Here is a 16575-nt window from a genome sequence, read left to right on the forward strand (position 1 = left end):
TGCGCGACAGTGCCAAAGCGGGAGTTTCCAATCAAGGGCCTCGTGGGCGAATAGTTGAGCGCCGGGTTGCGCGCTCGTTTCGCCTGCCTTGGCGTCCTGTCTGATGATCGTGGTCGCCGTGCAAGCCAATCTCGCCATCCTTGCTGCACTTGCGAGTCGTCCAGACGGACGGATTGCGTTTGCCGAGCTCGAGCGGCAACTGCAGGCACATGACGAGAATGGCGAGATCCAGGGCCGGATAGAACAACAGGTATCGGCCGGAATCGAATTGATTGAGGCCGGCCTTGCCATCGTGGATGGCGACAGCCTGGAGATCACCGAGGCCGGCCGCTCGGTCATCGAGGCCCTGCCCCATCGCTCGTCGCCTCAGTCGAATTCGCTTGAGATCATTGATCATCTGATTGGTGCTGAAGTGCGCTCAAGGATGCTCAATCTCGATCTCCGCGAGGATACCGAGCCGCTCTCCTCCCAGGGTTCGCATATTCCCACGACAGACGGCGCACCGATGCAAGTGGAGCAGCCGAGCTCGGCGGCCCTGGATGAGAGCGCTGCTGTTCCCGAACCGGCAATGCGGCCAGCCGCAGCGCCCGCGCCATCGGCACCGGCCCCCCGCCTTACGTCACGCGAGCCGAATCCAGCGCCAGACCATAGCGACTGGCGAACCCGCATATTCGACGCAGTTTCCCGGCCGCTGCATCGCCTGGCTGTCCTATGGCGGCGGCACCTTGAAGAGGATCTGCCGAAAGCGCGGACGGTCGGCCAGAGTGCGCGCGTCAATGGAATCGTGATTACGCTCGTCAGCCTGCTGGTCGTCATCATCTGCGCCGGCGCCGTGATTGCGCTACGACAGATCAGGTCGCTCCAGACGGAAATCTCCTCGCTGCAGCGAGAGCTGTCGCCGCTGAAAGAGCGGCTGTCCCGGTTCGATCAGGCAGAAAAAGCAAGGCAGGCCGAAGACAAGGCGCGAGAGGAACGGAACAAGCGAACAGCAGACAATCCGGCGCAGCAAGCGCTTCCTCTCGCTTTGTCACGGGAAGAGATTCAGGTCATTCGCGACTATATCAAACCCGCCCCCGGCACCGGCACTTCCACCGCGGCGCCAGCCGTTGGCGATCCGATCGCCGGAGCGACAATACCCTTCCCATCGCCGATCACGGAAAAGGTGCCCAAACTGCTCGGCGCGAGATTCGCGATCCGCAATGGAGCCATCCTCATCGTCAGAAGGGACAGCCGTCAGATCGACGCCGTCCTTGGTCCGAACTGAGCCGTCCGGCTCATCAGAGCGCCAGCGAGTACGGAAATTGTCTCGTCAGATCGAGGTCGAGGTAGCCGCGGCCATCTATCCATTGATGCGGGCAATAAGCGAGCGTGGATGGATCGATAAGCAGGCCGTCTCGAAGAATGGCCTCGCGCGTACCTATTCTCCCCGTCGCTATCTGCCCTTGTTGCGGATCGAAGCGCAACGCATCAAACACAGCGGTATCGTTTGTCACCCGAAGCCCCTGCAAAATAGCGATCTCGAAAGTAACGAAGACTAGCGAACCAATTAACCGAGGCAAGTTTTATCGTTTTTGCAGCTGCTAACTCGCCGCAAAGCGTGCTTTCCTATTCGCTACCGCTGCCACGCGAGAGCGAGTAGGCTCAGCTGCCTATTCCTGTTTCTGACATCTGATTTGAGAGGAGAAACGCGATGCGAGGTACTTCATACATCGTGGCGGCTGCCGCCCTTGTTGGGATCGGCGCCCTCACGACATCAGGATCGGCTCTGGCTGGCGGAACGCGGATGGGAACGGGCGGCCTTCCCACCGTCGAAAATGCGTGGGGGTTTGGCTACGGCCAGGGGCCGTCGTTTTATGGACAGTATGGACCCGTTGCCGACGACGGCCACGGCTTCACTTATGAATATCCCGTTTTCGTGGGTCACGATGTAAGAGCGATTGCCGTCGACCTCTCCAACTCGCGCTTTCGACACCGGCCGGTCGCCGGACCAGGAATCATCTACTACCGCGGCCAATATCCCCGCCCGTATCGCATCAACCAATATTGGTGAGCCGGTCGGCTGAGCCTTCCCCGTGCGGCGGCGACGCCGCGCGGGCCCTGAAGGCATGTCACCCCTGCCGACGCGCCCGCTTCAGGACCGCCCGTGCTCTGTTTCGATCAAGGCAGGCGCTTGCTGACCAGCTTCTTGATCGCATCGTAGGCTTCAAGCAGGGGCGGCGTTAAAGAGAAGAAGACGCCAAGCGCAATTGCGATGACGAGATGCCGTAACGAAACGCTCTCGTCCCGGGTTTCGGTCGCGCTCGAGTTCATCCCGGCAATGGCCGGCGTGGCCTCGCCCGACCTGCCGGCGATGCTCGCCCTCCGTGGCTTGCGCGGAGGGATCATCACGACGACAAAGAGAACGTTAATCAGCAACCAAATGCTGACAATGATCAACAGCGTTCTCATTCGAAAAACCCAAAAACTGATACGACGGAAATACTCTCGTTAATCCAGACTAAAATATGTCTATGACTCCGTCACAGTTGTCCAAGCCACCCCCTGATGCAAGCCTAAATCTTGATCTTTAAGGATTAAAGCTGCCGATAAACCGTGATCAGCGGGGGGACTCGGCCGACCTGGTCACCGGCGCGACTTCTGATTTCGGCTTGAGCAGCCCTCTTTCGACGCCGCACGCCTCGCCGGGATGAGGCCACCCGCGATCCTCAATCAATGAACTCGACGCCGATACGATTTCCGCTGGACCAGACGACACGGCAATCCCGGATAATGCGGTCCTTCTCCAGCATGAGCTTGATGCGGGGTCTGACATAGACCTTGTCCGTCATCTCGATGGCGGCACCGAGGTCGGAGAGGCTGACGACGCGGCATCGCATGCTGGATCCATCGCCGGCGATGTAGGCGACCTCGTCGACTGTCGCGCGCTGCTGCCTGCGACGCTCCTCCATGACAACTCACCCCTTGCCCGGTCTATTGCCGCGAAGGAAGTGGACACCGATGTGGTCGCCGTTGATCCAGGCCAATTCGCAGCGGCGGAAGGCCGCCCCGGTCGTCGAGAGCAGCAGGAAAAACTCCTTCAGCGCGAGCCCCTCGATCGATCCATCGACCTTGAGCTTCGCGCCGGCTTCGGCCACGTCGGTCATCTGACATTGACGGCTCCAGGTCCCGTCGATGGCCACCATGTGCACATCGACGCCCCGCGAGAACTCGACGCGTGCCGTTCCACGTTTTTCGGGCGGTAGTGAATCAGACATATCAGGTCGAAATCTGGGTTTGAAAATTCAATCGAGTCGCCGCTCGCTGGCGGCCTGACAAATCAGGCGCGCCGGCGCGAGACGCTTCCCACCAAATCACGCACCGCTCGGCCACCGGCCGAAGCACGCACAGAAATTGCGCGTCGCCTCGATCATGCAGGACAAAAATTCAAGAAGCGCTAATGAGCCTGCCGGATTTCGGCAAATCGCAACCGATTCCCCGCTGCGACTGCTCGGGACGCAAACGCAGATTGAACGCGCCCGACACCTCTGCCCCTGGCTGAATTTACGATCGTAAAACAACCCTAGCCATCGTAAATCTGACTTAACTCGATTTACGATCCCGGTAGTCCTGCGGGTTTTCACGCCGGGTTCCATGATGCTACGGTTCCATCGCGAGCGACGGAGCCCTAGCCAGCCCCGGGTCGAACGGCGCCGCGAACGTCCTTGGCCCGCCTCCACCGCCTTTTTGCCGGAGGCGGGCTTCCTTTCAGTCTTCCGCCTGCGCAAACTGAAAGGGGCCGCTCAGAGAGCGGCCCCTTGCCGGTTGAAATGATTGTCCGTGATGAAATGCCAGCCCCGGCATCAGCAAACCTATCGGTACTGAAGTGCCATGTGGATTCCGTTCTACTACGGTGAGCCATACTGCCATATTTTGAAGTCGGTCTAGGGCGCCAGGACGGCCCGGCCCACCAGAGGAACCTCTGGTCAACGCGCAGGCGGTGCGGTCATGGCCGCTGGCGGAGCCGCCCGAGTCGGCGTCGGCTTTGGCTTTGCGGCCGCCGGCTGCGTTGCGGCCTGCGGCGATGAGGCCGTTGGGGCGGGAGCCGGCGCAGCGGGAGCTGCCGTCCGCGGCGGCGGAGGCGCGAGCTTCTTGGGCGCCGCATTCTGCTCCAGACGGATCAGTTGATCCCTGACTGCCTTGATCTGCTCGGCTGCGTTCGCATTGTCGCGCTCCGCCAATTCCTGACCGGCCTTCACTTGATCGGAAAGCCTGGCGACGGAGCGGCCCAATTGATCCTGGCTGGCCCTGAGCTGTTCGCCAAAGTTCGCGCTGTCGCGAGCCATCTGTTCGCGACCACGCCTGAGCTGCTCGATATCTCCTCTCAGACTTGCGAGATCGTGCGACATCGACTGCAGCAACGGCGCCAACTCTGGCGGTAAAGCCGCTGACACAGCCGCGATCGCAGGCGAGGCTTGCGAATTCGCCTTCGCGGCGTCTCCGGACGGCCTTAACCAGACAACAGCAGCGGCACCAAGTCCGGCAGCCAGCACGATCGCCGCCAGGACGAACACACCCCAGCGGCGCAGCGAAATCCGACCGCCCGAAACAGCCGGGCGAACCATGTCGACGCCCGGTGCCTGCGGGTCGCGCTGGAGGCTTGCGGCTTCCAGCTTCGATGGTTGTCCCGGGCCCGCCGCAACATTGACGTGGTCCGAAGCTCTGCGCGGGCTTTCAATTTGCACTTCAGGCGCCGGATGTCGTGAAATGCCGGCATCGCGGGAGCTCAGCTTTCCGAAGCTTCCCTTCGGAGCGTCAATGCCATGCGCAAGGTCGTCAAAGGCCTTTGCGGCGCGTTCGCCGGCCGCCGCCTCGTCATGAGGCTCAGGGTCGAAATAAGTGGCACGTGATGGCGGCTCGTTGAGTATGCCGGCAATGGTATCGCTCAACGCCTGCAACTTATCTGTACTCATTCGCTACCTTCGGCCAAACCCGAACCAAGTGCGGTCCGTCTCAACGCGACGGGGCGGGATCGTTATTTCTGCTTTGATGCTTGTCAAGATCGAGCGCCGTCGATCCTCGACCATCTCGTCCGGGGCACGGTCGTGATTCACGACCCGCAGCTTCGATCAATGCTCAACGCGAGACGCAAAATGCCGTCGCGCCAAAGGGTTCTGCGATGAATTAGTTGGGCTCGTGGACGATGCGAGCTCTTCGCAACCGACGAACCAGGGCTCCGATTTCATGGTGAACTGCACGGAAATAGAGCAGATGCGTGATCGCAAAGGACAACATGCAGGTGCCAAGGATGGTGGCCATCACGAACAGGCCACCCGACGGGACGGCGATCGTTCCAAGCGAGGCCTGCCTGAGGGTGGGCATACCGACTTGCCAGGATGCTACCAGGAAAACGGCGTAGGCCGCGCTCAGATGCGTTGCGATCGTGAAGAGCGGCCGCGACCTGGCTACGAGCCCGAGGCAGGCAAGCACGAAGATCGGAAGCGCAAGCCCGAACAGCTGAAACCCGTCAACGCTGACGAAGTAGCTCAGATAGGCGTCGCTGCGCTGGAAGATGCCGAACAGCTTGAGATTGATGAACCAGAGTATCTCGGAGCTCGGCGCATATTCGAGCGCGCGGGCGGCCAACTCGGCGCTCAGCGTGGCGGCAAAAAGTGCCAACGGCCCGAGAAATTGCAATTTAAACAGCCGGTTCATGTGACAAGCCATACGTTAAAAACGTTGAACTTGTCTTAAGGGTTCCACTGGAACGCGCCGGGGTGGGCTAGATCAGCCCGAAACAGGCATAAAATCCGGTTTATGATTCACGGCTGATTGTTCGGCGGCCTCTCGATGAACCGGCGGCTGCCGTTGAGAAGCTCGAGATTGTTCGCGATGACCGGATTGCCGGGATCCAGCGAGTATGCCTTCTCGAACTTCCGTCGCGCCGCATGCAGGTTGCCACGCAGCATGTAGGAATAGCCCTGGTCGTTCAGAACCTGCACGGTTTCGCCGCCGAGGCGGATCGCCTGCGCATAAGCCTGATCGGCAAGATCAAAGCGGCGGATCCGATCGTAGCTTGCTGCAAGGCCGATCCAGGCCGTCACGTCCTTCGGCGCCTTCTCGACGGCGTCCCTGAAATAGCGATTGGCGATTCCGTAATTGCCGCGGTTGAAGTGTTCCAGGCCCATCCGCGTCGGTTCGTCGGAGGGATAGTATTTGACGTCGGTGGGCTCCTGCACGGGGTCAGGACCGGCGGGAGCAACGGGCGCGACCACGGCAGCGTCGCGCACGGTGGCTTCCTGCACCGTTTCGCAAGCTGCCAAGGCTGTGGCCAGCAATGCGCAGCCCAGCCATAGAAGAAGGCGCCTCATAACCTTTATCCCCGTCGCAGCACCGGCAATAAATCAACCATCAAACTCATCGGATGCCTGCGCCTGCGAGGGCGGCACCCGTACCTTGAACGACGCTGCCGCCTGCGTCCACGACCGCCGCTGTTGCGCCGGCAGTGCCTATTGGAGGATGCCCATCTGCTGGCGTGGTTCCGCCGAACGCCGGCAGCGGATCGCGCGGTGGCGTACCGCTACGGTAACGCGTGATGGCACGGTCGGTCTTCGTCGCCTGAACAACGATTCTGCGATCGCCGACACCTCTCGGCCAGGGATGGATCGTGTGGGTGACGGCATTGACTTGCTTGGCGTCGCCGGCGCTCAGCGTAATGGTATCGGACCGCTGAAAGTAGCGGTCCATCTCGTCATTGCCGGCCAGGCCGTTGCAAGCCCCGAGCGTGAAGACCGCGAGTAACGTCGTGCATGTCATAACGGTCCTCCTTCAGTTGAGTGTCTTGACGACGGGCTGGTCGGTCACGACCGCCGGCGGCGCGGGCAGGCGCGCTTCGGGCGCGATGATGTGGCCATACGGTCCCTTCAGCTCACCACCAGAACTGACGTAGTCGTTGTAGCGCTTCTTCACTTCCATCTGGCCGTTGAGGAAGAAATCGACGTCGTTGGCCGGCATGCGCGAATCCAGCGGCGAGGCCAGTTGCTGGCCGGGCGCCGCCGGCGCGACCAGGCGCGGCGTCACGATGATGACGAGATCGGTTTCCTGTTGCTGGTAGGACGAGGAACGAAACAGTGTGCCAAGCACCGGCACCGACCCGATCCAGGGCAATTGCGAAATATCCTGCCGGTTACGGGTTTGAAGCAGACCCGCGATGGCAAAGCTCTGGCCGTCACGCAATTCGACCGTGGTGCGGGCGTTGCGGCTGCTCAGGGCCGGAATTGTCGTCCCGGCGATCGTCACCGCGTTGGTGAAATCGAGTTCGCTGACGGACGGCTCGACGCGCAGATTGATCACGCCGCGCGAAAGCACCGTAGGGACGAAGCCCAGCTCAACACCGAACGTCTTGAACTGGATGGTGACAGTCGGCACCAGGCCGGCAGTGCCCGCCGTCGAAGCCACCGGCACCGGGAATTCGCCACCAGCCAAAAACCGCGCTGATTCACCCGACAGTGCCATCAGGTTCGGCTCTGCAAGCCGACGCACCAGACCCTTCGTCTCCAGTGCAGTCACGAGCAGATCGATCGAAGCGCCGCTGCTGGTTCGGAGGATGCTGGTCAGGAGGCTTCCAAACGGGACGGCGGCCGCTCCCGTTGCCGTCGCCGCCAACGTCCCCGCAGTACCGAGCAGAGGAATCGAGCCGGGAGGCGGCCCCATGTTTGGCGTCGGCACGCGACCGCTGGCGGGATTGATGGAAGTGGCTCCTCCGAGCCCGGTATTGCCAATGTTCGATCCGCTGGCATTGGCGCCATAGAGATTCATTCCCAGCTCGCGCCCGGCAGACCGGTTGACCTCGAGGAAACGCACCTCGAGCATCACCTGCTGCGGTCCTGTCACGCTCATGGCATTGACGACGACGCTGCCCTTCGGAACGGTGCTGGTCGCGATCTCAATCGCACGCTGGGCGGCGACCGCGTCGGGGGCCGTTCCGCTCACGATCACCTGTCCCTCGGAGGCCGTGACGCGGATGCCGCGGATGCCGGTCGAGGACTGAATGTTCTGCTGCAAATTGCCGATGTCGATCGTGACCTCGACATCGAGGATGCCGATCTGCTTCATCGAGGAATCGAGCAGAATGACGTTGGTGGTGCCGGGCTGCTTGCCCTGGATGTAGATCTGATGATCGCTCAGGGACTTCACGTCGATGATGTCGGTCGAGCCCGCGACGATGGTGGAAAAGGGCGTTTCGACCCTGAAGGTGCGCGATTTGTTGACGGTGACCTTGACCCGCTGGACGTCGCTCGTTTCGCTGACGAAGACGCCTCCGCCGGAGCTCCGCCGATCGGCCGCGTCGGCACGGTTAGCGCAGGGACCGACAAGGACGGCACCAAGCAGCAGCGCGCTCACGGCCGCGAGCTTCGCCTTCCCCTGGGTCGAAATGCGGACGCCACCCATTCCCAGTCCCCCTCACCGCGATCCGCGGCCATCCCGCAATGCACACTTGGCGGGCAAACGACTTTCCCCGAACGACACCCGGGGGTTGCACAAATCGTCTACGTAAAAATCGTCAGGCTGAGTTTATCCCCTCAGACTCCCTGCGTTGCGATCATCGTCCCCCTGGCGCTTCCGCTGCAAGGCGAGAGCCCTCATATCCCACGTCAATCCGCGAAAAAGTCGCCAAATGTTGCCCACGAGCACCACTTTGTGGAACCCGAGCCGTTGGTTCCCTCGGCCGACGGCTGACTCCCCGGTGCTTATTGGGCCGCAAATAACATTCTTTTCCGTTAAACCCGCCATCCCCTGACTTGGCCGGGCGCTGGCGAAAGACACGATTCGGGTGACGGTATCTCATTACAACGGCCTAATAGGGGATCGACGTGCTCGCAGTCGGCGTCGAATTCAATCCGCTCCACGTCGGGGTCATCATCGAGAATCCGGGCAGCGTCGCCGTAATGGTCAGGACGGAACCGCTGTCGCTCGCGCTCAATGTCGGCGTGAGCCCCATGATGCTCGGCACCGACGTCAGATAGGTACTGGTATAGTAGGTGCTGACACTGGTGCAGCCAGACGGCGACAAACCCTGCGTCACCTGAGGCGTGTAGCACTTAATCATCGTCGCCCTGGCACCGTCACTGGCGAGTGCGCGCAACAATTGCATGGTGATCGCATAGCGTCCGAGATCGAAGATCGCGAACACGAATGTGAAAAAGAACACGGCGACGAGGCAGAACTCGAACGCCGCCGAGCCGCGCTGGTCGAGCCTTTTCATCAGCGCACCATCGCAACGACCTTGGTTTTGCCCAAGGTGTTGGACGTACAACCGGACGAACTCAGATAGGTATTGCCGTTGATCGTGAGCGAAGCCGCGATCACTTCCGTACATTGTGTGTTCGCACTTTGAGCCGTCCCGCCGTACGACACATTGGCATGCGGGAAATACATTGCACCGCCCAAGGTCGACGTATTGCTGCCGCCTATGCTTACTGCAATCTTGTTCGCGTTGGTGTTGTTTGCCTGATCGTCAATCAAGATACCGTTCAGATCAGTATCAAACGAATTGGTCGTGCCGGCCGAGAGGTTAACCGTACCGCCACTGATAGTGAGGTTCGAAGTGGTTCCGAGCAATACGAGCGTTACGCCTGATGTGCCGGTGCAGGTTGGGCAGCTGACATTGCCCCCCCAATTTATCGTCGCATTGTAGAAAAAGTAGGTTCCTGGTGCGAGATTCAGTGTCCCGCCGGAATTTACCGTCAGATCGCTGTAAACCCCGCTAGCGCTGTTTGCGGTCAGATTGCAGGTGTTTCCATTGGTGACTTTGCCCTGCGCGTTGCATGGGCTTGATACGGGGCTCGACCTTGAATTGAACGATTTCGAATCCAGCACCGACAGTGGATTCTTTGCCGTAAGCGTGTTGTAATTGTACCCCGCACCGGTAAGGGCACAATGTCCCGATGACGCCTTACAGCCGTCCACTGCATTCACAGACCAGCCCGAGCCGCTGAAACTCGCGGTGCCGTTGTACTTGACGTTGGTGTTCGACATCATCGCGCAGCCGCTGCCCGTGATGGCGCTGCTGCCGCCGATCGTGAGCGCATCGCTTCCAGGTCCCAATCCAAACGCGCATATCGGCGCTGGATTCTGGATCTCGACAACCGCGGACGACCGGATGGTGACGGCGGACATGCCAAGTATCTGCGCAAGATATCCCGGCTGCTGCTGCGCCACTGTCGCAAGCACATGCATGCCGGTTGATGAACTGGTCCAGGCGCCGGCAGAGTAGGTTCCTCGATCGATTGACACGGTTTGCGTGGTACTGGCCTGCGCCGTACCGCAAGTCGAGCCCGGATAGACCGGGTCGCCGCTGGAATTGCAGAACTTGTTCTGCGCGGCCATTTGCTTGCCGCGGTAGATGTAATCCTGCGTTCTATCGCAGTCGCTCTCGGCTACTGAGTTGAGCGAACATGCGAGCGACAAGCCGCCCGAATAGGCCGCTGCGTCGGCGGCATTCTGTGCGTTCTGCTTGGTCACGTACCACGACCCCGCCTCGGCCCCGAGAGCGACAAACCCGATCAGCGGTACCAGCGCAATCACCGTTGCGAAGGCGACGGAGCCGCGACGGCAGTGAGCCAGTTTGCGCATGGCGTCCTCCTACTGAAATCGCTGGGTGTAAGTGATGGTACAGGATGTGCACAGCGCCGAGCCGAGCACCATGGGCGTCAACGTAAAGGTGGTCGAGAAGGTGTAGTACTTCACGATCGATGCCGCCCCCGAACTGCAGGGAGCCACCGTTCCGGGAGAACCGCAGTAGACCTGCGGCGTAATCGCAAATCCGCTGATCGTGCTGGGCAGCGCGCTTTTCCATGCCGCAATGTCGGAGGCGCTGGTCACGTCGCCCGGCGGGGAATATTGAGTCCGCTGCCCCATGTCGCGAAGCGCCTGATGCGCCGAAATGAACCTGAAGCCGGCAATCGCCAGATCGGCCAACGGCAGCAGCAGACTGAACACCAGAACAAGGTAGATGATCGCCATTTCGAACGCGGCAGCACCGCGCTGATCACCGATGAAAGAGCGCTTGCCGCTCCTGTGCCTGCCTGTACGAACTTCACTCATGACGCTGCGTTCGTGGCTAGAGCCCCTTGAAGGAACGAATGAGATGTAGGAATGAACTGCCGCCGAGAATGACGAACATCGCCGGCAGCAGGAACAACACCATCGGTACCGTGAGCTTGGCACCGAGCTTGTGAGCCCGCTCCTCGAGGCCGGTGATCCGCTCCCGCCGCAGATCGGCCGCGATGGTACGCAGCGCCTGGCCGAGCGGCGTTCCGTATTGCAGGCTCTGGCTGACCATGATGCCGAAGCGGCGAAGCCCTTCCGAGGTGGATGCCAGTTTCTCGAACGCCTCGGCGCGGCTCGGCAGGACCCGCAGGTCGTCGAGCAAACCGCGCAGAACGCGCGAGATGGCCGGATTGGTCTGGCTCATCTCCTCGGCGACCCGCTGGAGGGCGCTTTCCAGGCCCATGCCCGCTTCAGCGCACACGACCAGCAGGTCGATCGTATCGGGCGTGCCCGACCGAACCGCGGCATCGAAACGCCGCTTCATCACCAGCAGTACCAGCCGCGGCCCCATGATCCCGATGGCCACGCCGAACAGGGCGATCATCAACGCGCTGGCCAGCGGCGCTCCTGACAGTTGTGCAAAAAGGAAGAAAACGATCGGGAACAAGACCGTGCTGACGATCTTGACTCCGATCCAGATCGGCAAGACGCGGTGATGGTTGAATCCAGCCGATTGAAGAACCGTCCGCAGCTCGTCGAGATTCTCCTCAGCATAGAACTTTCGGTACCGCATGCCGATCGACGAGAACCAGCCGACCATGTCCTGGGACCGCGTCGACCGGTCGGAAATGCCGAGCACCGCATTGGAAACGCGCGCGTTCAGCGTGCGAAAGTGGATTTCGCGAATCACCAGCAGGAGCGTCACCGCAACAGCGATGACCATGAGGGCTGCGACACTCATGCCGGCAGTCATAACGATGTCTCCCTCTGGATCATCCAACGTATGACAAAGTGCCCGAGGACGACCGAGCCGACCGCGTAGGCCAGCAGCATGTTTCCGGTCGGATCGAGAAACAGAAGATTGATCGATTGCGGATTGACCGCGTACAGCAACCCACCGATGATCAAAGGTGACAATGACAGCGCGCGCGAGGAGAAAATGACCTCTCCTGCCAGCGCCTTCGCACGGGCGGCCAGTGCGACGCGCTGACTCACGGTTTCCGCCAGGATCTGCAAAGTCTCGGCCAGGCTGCCGCCGGATTTCAATTGCACCGCGAGCGTCACCGAAAACATCGCGTATTCCGCAACCTGCGTCCGCCGGTAGACGGCCTCCACGGCGTCCTCCGGCGCCACGCCGAGGCCAATCTGGCTGCAAACGATGGCGAACTGCCCCGCAGTCGGCTCCGGCATCTCGCGAGCGATGGTGCGAAATGCTTCGTTGACCGGCAGACCAGCGCGGACTGTGCTGGTGACCAGCTGGATCGTATCCGGCAATTGCCGGAAGAGGCGATTGGAGAACCGCCGTCGCTGCCATCCAAACAGACCACGCACCACCAATACCGCGACGATCGCAGCCGCGATGGACACGTCGGACGTCGAAAACCCGAACAGCTGATTGGCATAAAATACGGCCAATGCCGCGAGCGCACCCACAAGCAGCACATAGACCGGATGCAAGACGTGAACGATGTCCGGATTGTAGTTCGCCAGACGGTACAGCAGCATCGAGCGGGCCCCGGTCTCGGTCCGGCGGATCGAGGTCAGGCTGGCGGTCGGCGAGGTCTGCAGAGCGATCGAGAGCTGGCGGTTCATGCGCCGTTCCCGCCTGTCGAGCCACAGCGCGACGCCCGTCGCGCAGAGCAGCAGGGCCAGAACGATCGCGATCACGTAGTTCGGAATCATATTTGCCTCAACGCATCGGTCCAGGCTTGCTGAAGCCCGTAATAGGCAAGACGGCTCTTGAACTTTGGAAGCGCGTGGGTCGACTTGTAGGTTCCCAATATCCGGCCGTGAGTGTCCTCTTCCTGATACTCGAAAGCCGCAATGTCGTTGGTGGTAATGACGTCGCCTTCGAGGCCGATTACCTCGCTGACCTGGATGATCCGGCGCTGGCCATCGCGCATGCGTTCGACCTGGACGATGATGTCGAGCGCGGCAACGATCTGCGACCTGATCGCCCGCGACGGCAGATTGACCTGCCCCATCTGCACCATGTTCTCGATGCGGGTCAGGGCGTCCCGGGTGCTGTTGGCGTGCACCGTGGAAATCGATCCGTCATGGCCGGTGTTCATTGCCTGCAGCATGTCGAATGCCTCGGCGCTACGGACTTCGCCGACGACGATGCGGTCGGGACGCATGCGCAGGGCGTTCCAGAGCAGATCGCGTTGCGTCACCTGCCCGGTGCCTTCCAGGCTGGGCGGCCGGGTCTCCAGGCTGATCACGTGCGGCTGTTGCAGCTGCAATTCCGCCGCATCCTCGATCGTGACGATGCGTTCGCTGTGATCGATGAACTGGCTCATGGCGTTCAGCAGCGTCGTCTTGCCGGAGCCGGTACCTCCGGACACGAGAACGTTGAGCCGCGCCCGCGAGGCGATCTCCAGCAATTTTCCGATCGCCGGCGTCATCGAGCCGTTCGCGATCAGGCCAGCCAGATCGAGGCGACGGCTCGGGAATTTTCGAATGGAGATGCAGGGGCTGTGGATCGCGAGCGGCGGCAGAATGATGTTGACGCGGCTGCCATCGGGCAGGCGGCAATCGACCATGGGACTGGATTCGTCGACGCGCCGCCCGACCTGCGCGGCGATCTTCTGGGCGACCGAGGTGATGTGATCGTTGTCGCGGAATCGTACGGCGACCCGCTCCAGCTTGCCGCTGCGCTCGACATAGACGTTGTTGGGGCCGTTGATCATGATGTCGTTGATCGTTTCGTCGATCAGAAGCGGACGGAGTGGCCCGTATCCGGTCATGTCGTCCGCGATATCGTCCGCTAGCTGGATCTGCTCGCGGCCGGACAGTTCCAGCCGTTCGTCGTTGGCGATCCCATGGATGATTTCCTCGATCTGGCGCCGCAGCACGTCGCGCGAAACGGTCGCCGCGGCCGACGGATCGATCTGCTCCATGACCCGGTCTCGCAGCGAGTTGAGCATTACGGGATGATGAAGCGATGGTTCGTTGCCCCACTTCGGGGCGAGGCCCGGCGCCGGTGCAGCCGAACCCAGACTCAGGGAAGGAGGTCGAGCGTTCGGTGCGGGCAGGTCTGGAGGCGAAGGCGTGTCTGCTGCCAATGCCGGCGAATCCACGGCCGGCGAAGGCGCGTTTTCCGTCGACCCGCGCAAGCTCCCTGTCAGCGCGGACAAATCAACCATGGGCGACTCGTCTGGGCGTCTCCCGAACTTTTTCATAGCCCGAGCAACCTCCTGAGCCGTCCCTTGCGCTCGCCCCCCACCCCCGTAATCTCTCGCACGATCGGCTTGAGGTGACGTCGCAGTCCCGAGACGTGCTTGAGCGCGGGAATGCCGAGGTTGACCGCCTGGGTCATCCCTTTCCCGAGATCAGGGATCACCATGTCCGGTTCGGCGCCCAGGGCCTTGACAATCGTCGCCTTGGGAAGGCCCCCGGCACGATTGGCGCGATTGAGCAGAGTGAAGACCCGGTCCTTGCCGGCAATGTTGGTGACGGCGGTGCGAAGCGCGTGCGCGTTGCGGAGCCCCGTCACCTCCGCTTCCAGCAGCACCAGGACGTGACGAGCAAGACTGATCACCGGATAGATCGAGGGAGGAAACGGCACGGGCACGTCGACGACGATGTAGTTGAACCGTTGACGCAGCAGGCCCAGGACGTGTCTCACGCCGGCTTCGGTGATGTTGAGCTGCGCATCCAGTTCCTCGTCCGCGGAGATCAGGCTGACCCGATCGTTGATTTCAATTGCCGAGCGCTCGAGGAACAGCGTGTCCGCACGCATCGGGTTTTCCAGCGCTATGCGCAGTCCCGGTCCCGGCCGGACCCCCAGCATCACGGCAGTTTCGCCGTTCTGCAGATGGAGGTCGAGCAGCGCGACCTTGGCCTTCGTCGTCTCCGCCAGATGCAGCGCAAGATTGATGGCAATACTTGTCGCTCCGGCTCCGCCCTGCGCGCCGCAGATCGAGATCACATGCCCGCCGCGATCCGGCTGGGCCGGCGCCTCGCCGCCGAGCAGCTTCGGGCGCAGCAGATCCAGCACCATATCCCGCGTGAGCGGCCGCGGCAGGTACTCGGTCACGCCGATGTCCATGAGCTCGCGGTAGAAGCCGATCTCCCTGCTCTCTCCGATCAATGCGACCCGGACATCAGGCGGACAGACGCTGGCCAACCTTTCCAATTCGGCAAACGGATCATCGTACCCACTGATGTCTGCGACCAGTGCGAACAGGTCCGTGTCGGCCTCGAGCATCCGTACGGCGTTGCGAATTGTGCCGCGTCTCAGCGACAGGTGGGCGCCGTCGAGACCCTTGCGCAAAGCCGCGGCGCTATCCTCGTCGTTGACGAAGCAGACGATGCGGTCGCGCGTGACGACGGATGGTGCTTCAGGCGGATTCACGACTGCCATGTTCATCATCATCGCTTCTCCGCCGAATTGCCAGAGCCGCCGGCCGATACGACGGCGGCCTGGCGGGCAACATCCTGCCCATCGCAGTTGACGCTTGCATTGCCGGCGCCCGTGACCTGCTTCCTGACCGTGAACTGCTTGGCTTCACCGCCAGAATAGACCACCACTGCAGTGGTCTGGCCGGCAATGGCGTTCTGGCGGGCGAGCTCCGGCGACACATCGCAGCTAGACATGACGCCAGAATCGACACTATCGCGCTTGTCGATGGCGGCCCTGACCGAAAGCGAGAGCTTTCCGAGTTGCTTGGCGACCGTGATTCTCTGCACCTGCTCAGGCGTGAGCTCCAGCGACACCGTCTGGGCGGGTTTGCCCATAGCAGTGGCGATGCCTCGCCCGCCCTGCGCGATTTCCTGGTCGATCGCGATGATCCGAACGTTGCGGAGCACGGTTTCTGTCAGCGCGCGACGCGAAGGGTCCGCCTTCTCGAACAACTGGGTCAGCAGGACGTCCACTTGATCGCCCGGCCTGATCAGGCCCGACACCCCGGACTCTTCGTCAACCCTGATGCTGATGGCGCGGCTGTCGGGCGCCAGCACACTCGCAAGGAAACCCCGATCCTGGGGGCGCACGATGTCTTGGAGGGTGATCGCATTGCCGGCCTCGACGAACTTGCGCACGAGCGAACCGGCAAGCGACGCCTTGGCGTCGGGAGTTTCCAGGATCGCATCCGCCGGAACCTGCTCAGCCTGCACCGAGCGCACGGCGAAATCTTCGTCTCGGGCCAGGGTCCCTCGCGGCAATGGCCGCGCCGCCACATAGTATCCCAAGACCTTTGCGACTGGCTGAACGACTTCCGTCGTCGCCGTTGCCTTGGGCGTGCTCAGGTTGAAGGCGATGAGGCCCAGCGCCGTGATCGCAAGAACCAACACCGCAATGATCGAAAGCCGCAAAGCCGATGACAT

19 protein-coding genes are annotated in these 16575 nt (G+C 61.6%); 2 read left to right on the forward strand and 17 right to left on the reverse strand.

Annotation, left to right across the window (positions count from 1 at the left end; genetic code table 11):
* Positions 1-103 precede the first annotated feature (103 nt).
* Complete coding sequence (locus tag A7X65_RS43455; RefSeq protein WP_245324056.1) at positions 104-1264, forward strand: hypothetical protein; 1161 nt, start codon at positions 104-106, stop codon at positions 1262-1264.
* 13 nt (positions 1265-1277) lie between these two features.
* On the opposite strand, the gene A7X65_RS38340 is transcribed toward A7X65_RS43455, so the two are convergent.
* A complete protein-coding gene (locus A7X65_RS38340; protein ID WP_063694633.1) occupies positions 1278-1493 on the reverse strand; it encodes a hypothetical protein in 216 nt (71 codons plus the stop codon).
* A 197-nt stretch (positions 1494-1690) separates the two neighbouring features.
* Between A7X65_RS38340 and A7X65_RS42345 the strand changes: the two genes are divergently transcribed.
* Complete coding sequence (locus tag A7X65_RS42345) at positions 1691-2050, forward strand: hypothetical protein (RefSeq protein WP_145662697.1); 360 nt, start codon at positions 1691-1693, stop codon at positions 2048-2050.
* A gap of 107 nt (positions 2051-2157) precedes the next feature.
* Here A7X65_RS42345 and A7X65_RS38345 read toward each other — a convergent pair whose 3' ends face one another.
* The 16 genes from A7X65_RS38345 to cpaB all read right to left on the reverse strand — a co-directional run bounded on the left by A7X65_RS38345 (position 2158) and on the right by cpaB (position 16575).
* Positions 2158-2448, reverse strand: coding sequence for a hypothetical protein (locus tag A7X65_RS38345; RefSeq protein ID WP_063694596.1), 291 nt, complete (start codon positions 2446-2448; stop codon positions 2158-2160).
* Between the two features lie 257 nt (positions 2449-2705).
* Positions 2706-2948, reverse strand: a complete 243-nt coding sequence (locus tag A7X65_RS38350) for a PilZ domain-containing protein (RefSeq protein WP_063694597.1) — start codon at positions 2946-2948, stop codon at positions 2706-2708.
* Positions 2949-2954: 6 nt separating this feature from the next.
* Entirely contained in the window at positions 2955-3254 is a 300-nt protein-coding gene (locus A7X65_RS38355; protein ID WP_063694598.1) for a hypothetical protein, read from the reverse strand.
* Between the two features lie 708 nt (positions 3255-3962).
* On the reverse strand, positions 3963-4949 hold the full coding sequence (locus A7X65_RS38360) for a hypothetical protein (protein WP_063694599.1): 987 nt from the start codon (positions 4947-4949) through the stop codon (positions 3963-3965).
* A gap of 211 nt (positions 4950-5160) precedes the next feature.
* Entirely contained in the window at positions 5161-5691 is a 531-nt protein-coding gene (locus A7X65_RS38365; protein WP_245324058.1) for a hypothetical protein, read from the reverse strand.
* Positions 5692-5798: 107 nt separating this feature from the next.
* A complete protein-coding gene (locus tag A7X65_RS38370) occupies positions 5799-6266 on the reverse strand; it encodes a tetratricopeptide repeat protein (RefSeq protein ID WP_245324059.1) in 468 nt (155 codons plus the stop codon).
* 127 nt (positions 6267-6393) lie between these two features.
* Positions 6394-6792, reverse strand: coding sequence for a hypothetical protein (locus A7X65_RS43460; protein ID WP_245324060.1), 399 nt, complete (start codon positions 6790-6792; stop codon positions 6394-6396).
* A gap of 12 nt (positions 6793-6804) precedes the next feature.
* The gene (locus tag A7X65_RS38375) at positions 6805-8427 is read right to left on the reverse strand and encodes a type II and III secretion system protein family protein (RefSeq protein ID WP_063694601.1); all 1623 of its coding nucleotides are present in this window, start codon (positions 8425-8427) and stop codon (positions 6805-6807) included.
* A 406-nt stretch (positions 8428-8833) separates the two neighbouring features.
* Positions 8834-9241: a TadE/TadG family type IV pilus assembly protein gene (locus tag A7X65_RS38380; protein ID WP_245324061.1), complete on the reverse strand. Its 408-nt coding sequence runs from the start codon at positions 9239-9241 to the stop codon at positions 8834-8836.
* Positions 9241-10611 (reverse strand): pilus assembly protein TadG-related protein, encoded by a 1371-nt coding sequence (locus A7X65_RS38385; protein WP_063694602.1) that lies wholly within the window; start codon positions 10609-10611, stop codon positions 9241-9243. Before A7X65_RS38385 ends, A7X65_RS38380 begins: the two co-directional genes overlap by 1 nt.
* Before the next feature lie 9 nt (positions 10612-10620).
* A complete protein-coding gene (locus A7X65_RS38390; protein ID WP_063694603.1) occupies positions 10621-11082 on the reverse strand; it encodes a hypothetical protein in 462 nt (153 codons plus the stop codon).
* 16 nt (positions 11083-11098) lie between these two features.
* Positions 11099-12001: a type II secretion system F family protein gene (locus A7X65_RS38395; RefSeq protein WP_063694604.1), complete on the reverse strand. Its 903-nt coding sequence runs from the start codon at positions 11999-12001 to the stop codon at positions 11099-11101.
* Positions 11998-12930 (reverse strand): type II secretion system F family protein, encoded by a 933-nt coding sequence (locus A7X65_RS38400; RefSeq protein ID WP_063694605.1) that lies wholly within the window; start codon positions 12928-12930, stop codon positions 11998-12000. The genes A7X65_RS38395 and A7X65_RS38400 overlap by 4 nt, the downstream gene beginning before the upstream one ends.
* Entirely contained in the window at positions 12927-14429 is a 1503-nt protein-coding gene (locus A7X65_RS38405; RefSeq protein ID WP_430643942.1) for a TadA family conjugal transfer-associated ATPase, read from the reverse strand. The genes A7X65_RS38400 and A7X65_RS38405 overlap by 4 nt, the downstream gene beginning before the upstream one ends.
* Complete coding sequence (locus A7X65_RS38410) at positions 14426-15625, reverse strand: CpaE/TadZ family protein (RefSeq protein ID WP_245324063.1); 1200 nt, start codon at positions 15623-15625, stop codon at positions 14426-14428. Before A7X65_RS38410 ends, A7X65_RS38405 begins: the two co-directional genes overlap by 4 nt.
* On the reverse strand, positions 15622-16575 hold the full coding sequence (gene cpaB, locus A7X65_RS38415) for a Flp pilus assembly protein CpaB (protein ID WP_063694606.1): 954 nt from the start codon (positions 16573-16575) through the stop codon (positions 15622-15624). Before cpaB ends, A7X65_RS38410 begins: the two co-directional genes overlap by 4 nt.

The organism is Bradyrhizobium stylosanthis, assembly GCF_001641335.1.
Lineage (GTDB): Bacteria > Pseudomonadota > Alphaproteobacteria > Rhizobiales > Xanthobacteraceae > Bradyrhizobium > Bradyrhizobium stylosanthis.

Coding starts and splice junctions, on each gene's coding strand:
- A7X65_RS38355 (WP_063694598.1), bottom strand. CDS start 3,254: ATGTCTGATTCACTACCGCCCGAAAAACGTGGAACGGCACGCGTCGAG.
- A7X65_RS38345 (WP_063694596.1), bottom strand. CDS start 2,448: ATGAGAACGCTGTTGATCATTGTCAGCATTTGGTTGCTGATTAACGTT.
- A7X65_RS38380 (WP_245324061.1), bottom strand. CDS start 9,241: ATGAAAAGGCTCGACCAGCGCGGCTCGGCGGCGTTCGAGTTCTGCCTC.
- A7X65_RS43460 (WP_245324060.1), bottom strand. CDS start 6,792: ATGACATGCACGACGTTACTCGCGGTCTTCACGCTCGGGGCTTGCAAC.
- A7X65_RS38405 (WP_430643942.1), bottom strand. CDS start 14,429: ATGAAAAAGTTCGGGAGACGCCCAGACGAGTCGCCCATGGTTGATTTG.
- A7X65_RS38365 (WP_245324058.1), bottom strand. CDS start 5,691: ATGAACCGGCTGTTTAAATTGCAATTTCTCGGGCCGTTGGCACTTTTT.
- A7X65_RS42345 (WP_145662697.1), top strand. CDS start 1,691: ATGCGAGGTACTTCATACATCGTGGCGGCTGCCGCCCTTGTTGGGATC.
- A7X65_RS38400 (WP_063694605.1), bottom strand. CDS start 12,930: ATGATTCCGAACTACGTGATCGCGATCGTTCTGGCCCTGCTGCTCTGC.
- cpaB (WP_063694606.1), bottom strand. CDS start 16,575: ATGTCATCGGCTTTGCGGCTTTCGATCATTGCGGTGTTGGTTCTTGCG.
- A7X65_RS43455 (WP_245324056.1), top strand. CDS start 104: ATGATCGTGGTCGCCGTGCAAGCCAATCTCGCCATCCTTGCTGCACTT.
- A7X65_RS38390 (WP_063694603.1), bottom strand. CDS start 11,082: ATGAGTGAAGTTCGTACAGGCAGGCACAGGAGCGGCAAGCGCTCTTTC.
- A7X65_RS38395 (WP_063694604.1), bottom strand. CDS start 12,001: ATGACTGCCGGCATGAGTGTCGCAGCCCTCATGGTCATCGCTGTTGCG.
- A7X65_RS38385 (WP_063694602.1), bottom strand. CDS start 10,611: ATGCGCAAACTGGCTCACTGCCGTCGCGGCTCCGTCGCCTTCGCAACG.
- A7X65_RS38410 (WP_245324063.1), bottom strand. CDS start 15,625: ATGATGATGAACATGGCAGTCGTGAATCCGCCTGAAGCACCATCCGTC.
- A7X65_RS38375 (WP_063694601.1), bottom strand. CDS start 8,427: ATGGGTGGCGTCCGCATTTCGACCCAGGGGAAGGCGAAGCTCGCGGCC.
- A7X65_RS38350 (WP_063694597.1), bottom strand. CDS start 2,948: ATGGAGGAGCGTCGCAGGCAGCAGCGCGCGACAGTCGACGAGGTCGCC.
- A7X65_RS38360 (WP_063694599.1), bottom strand. CDS start 4,949: ATGAGTACAGATAAGTTGCAGGCGTTGAGCGATACCATTGCCGGCATA.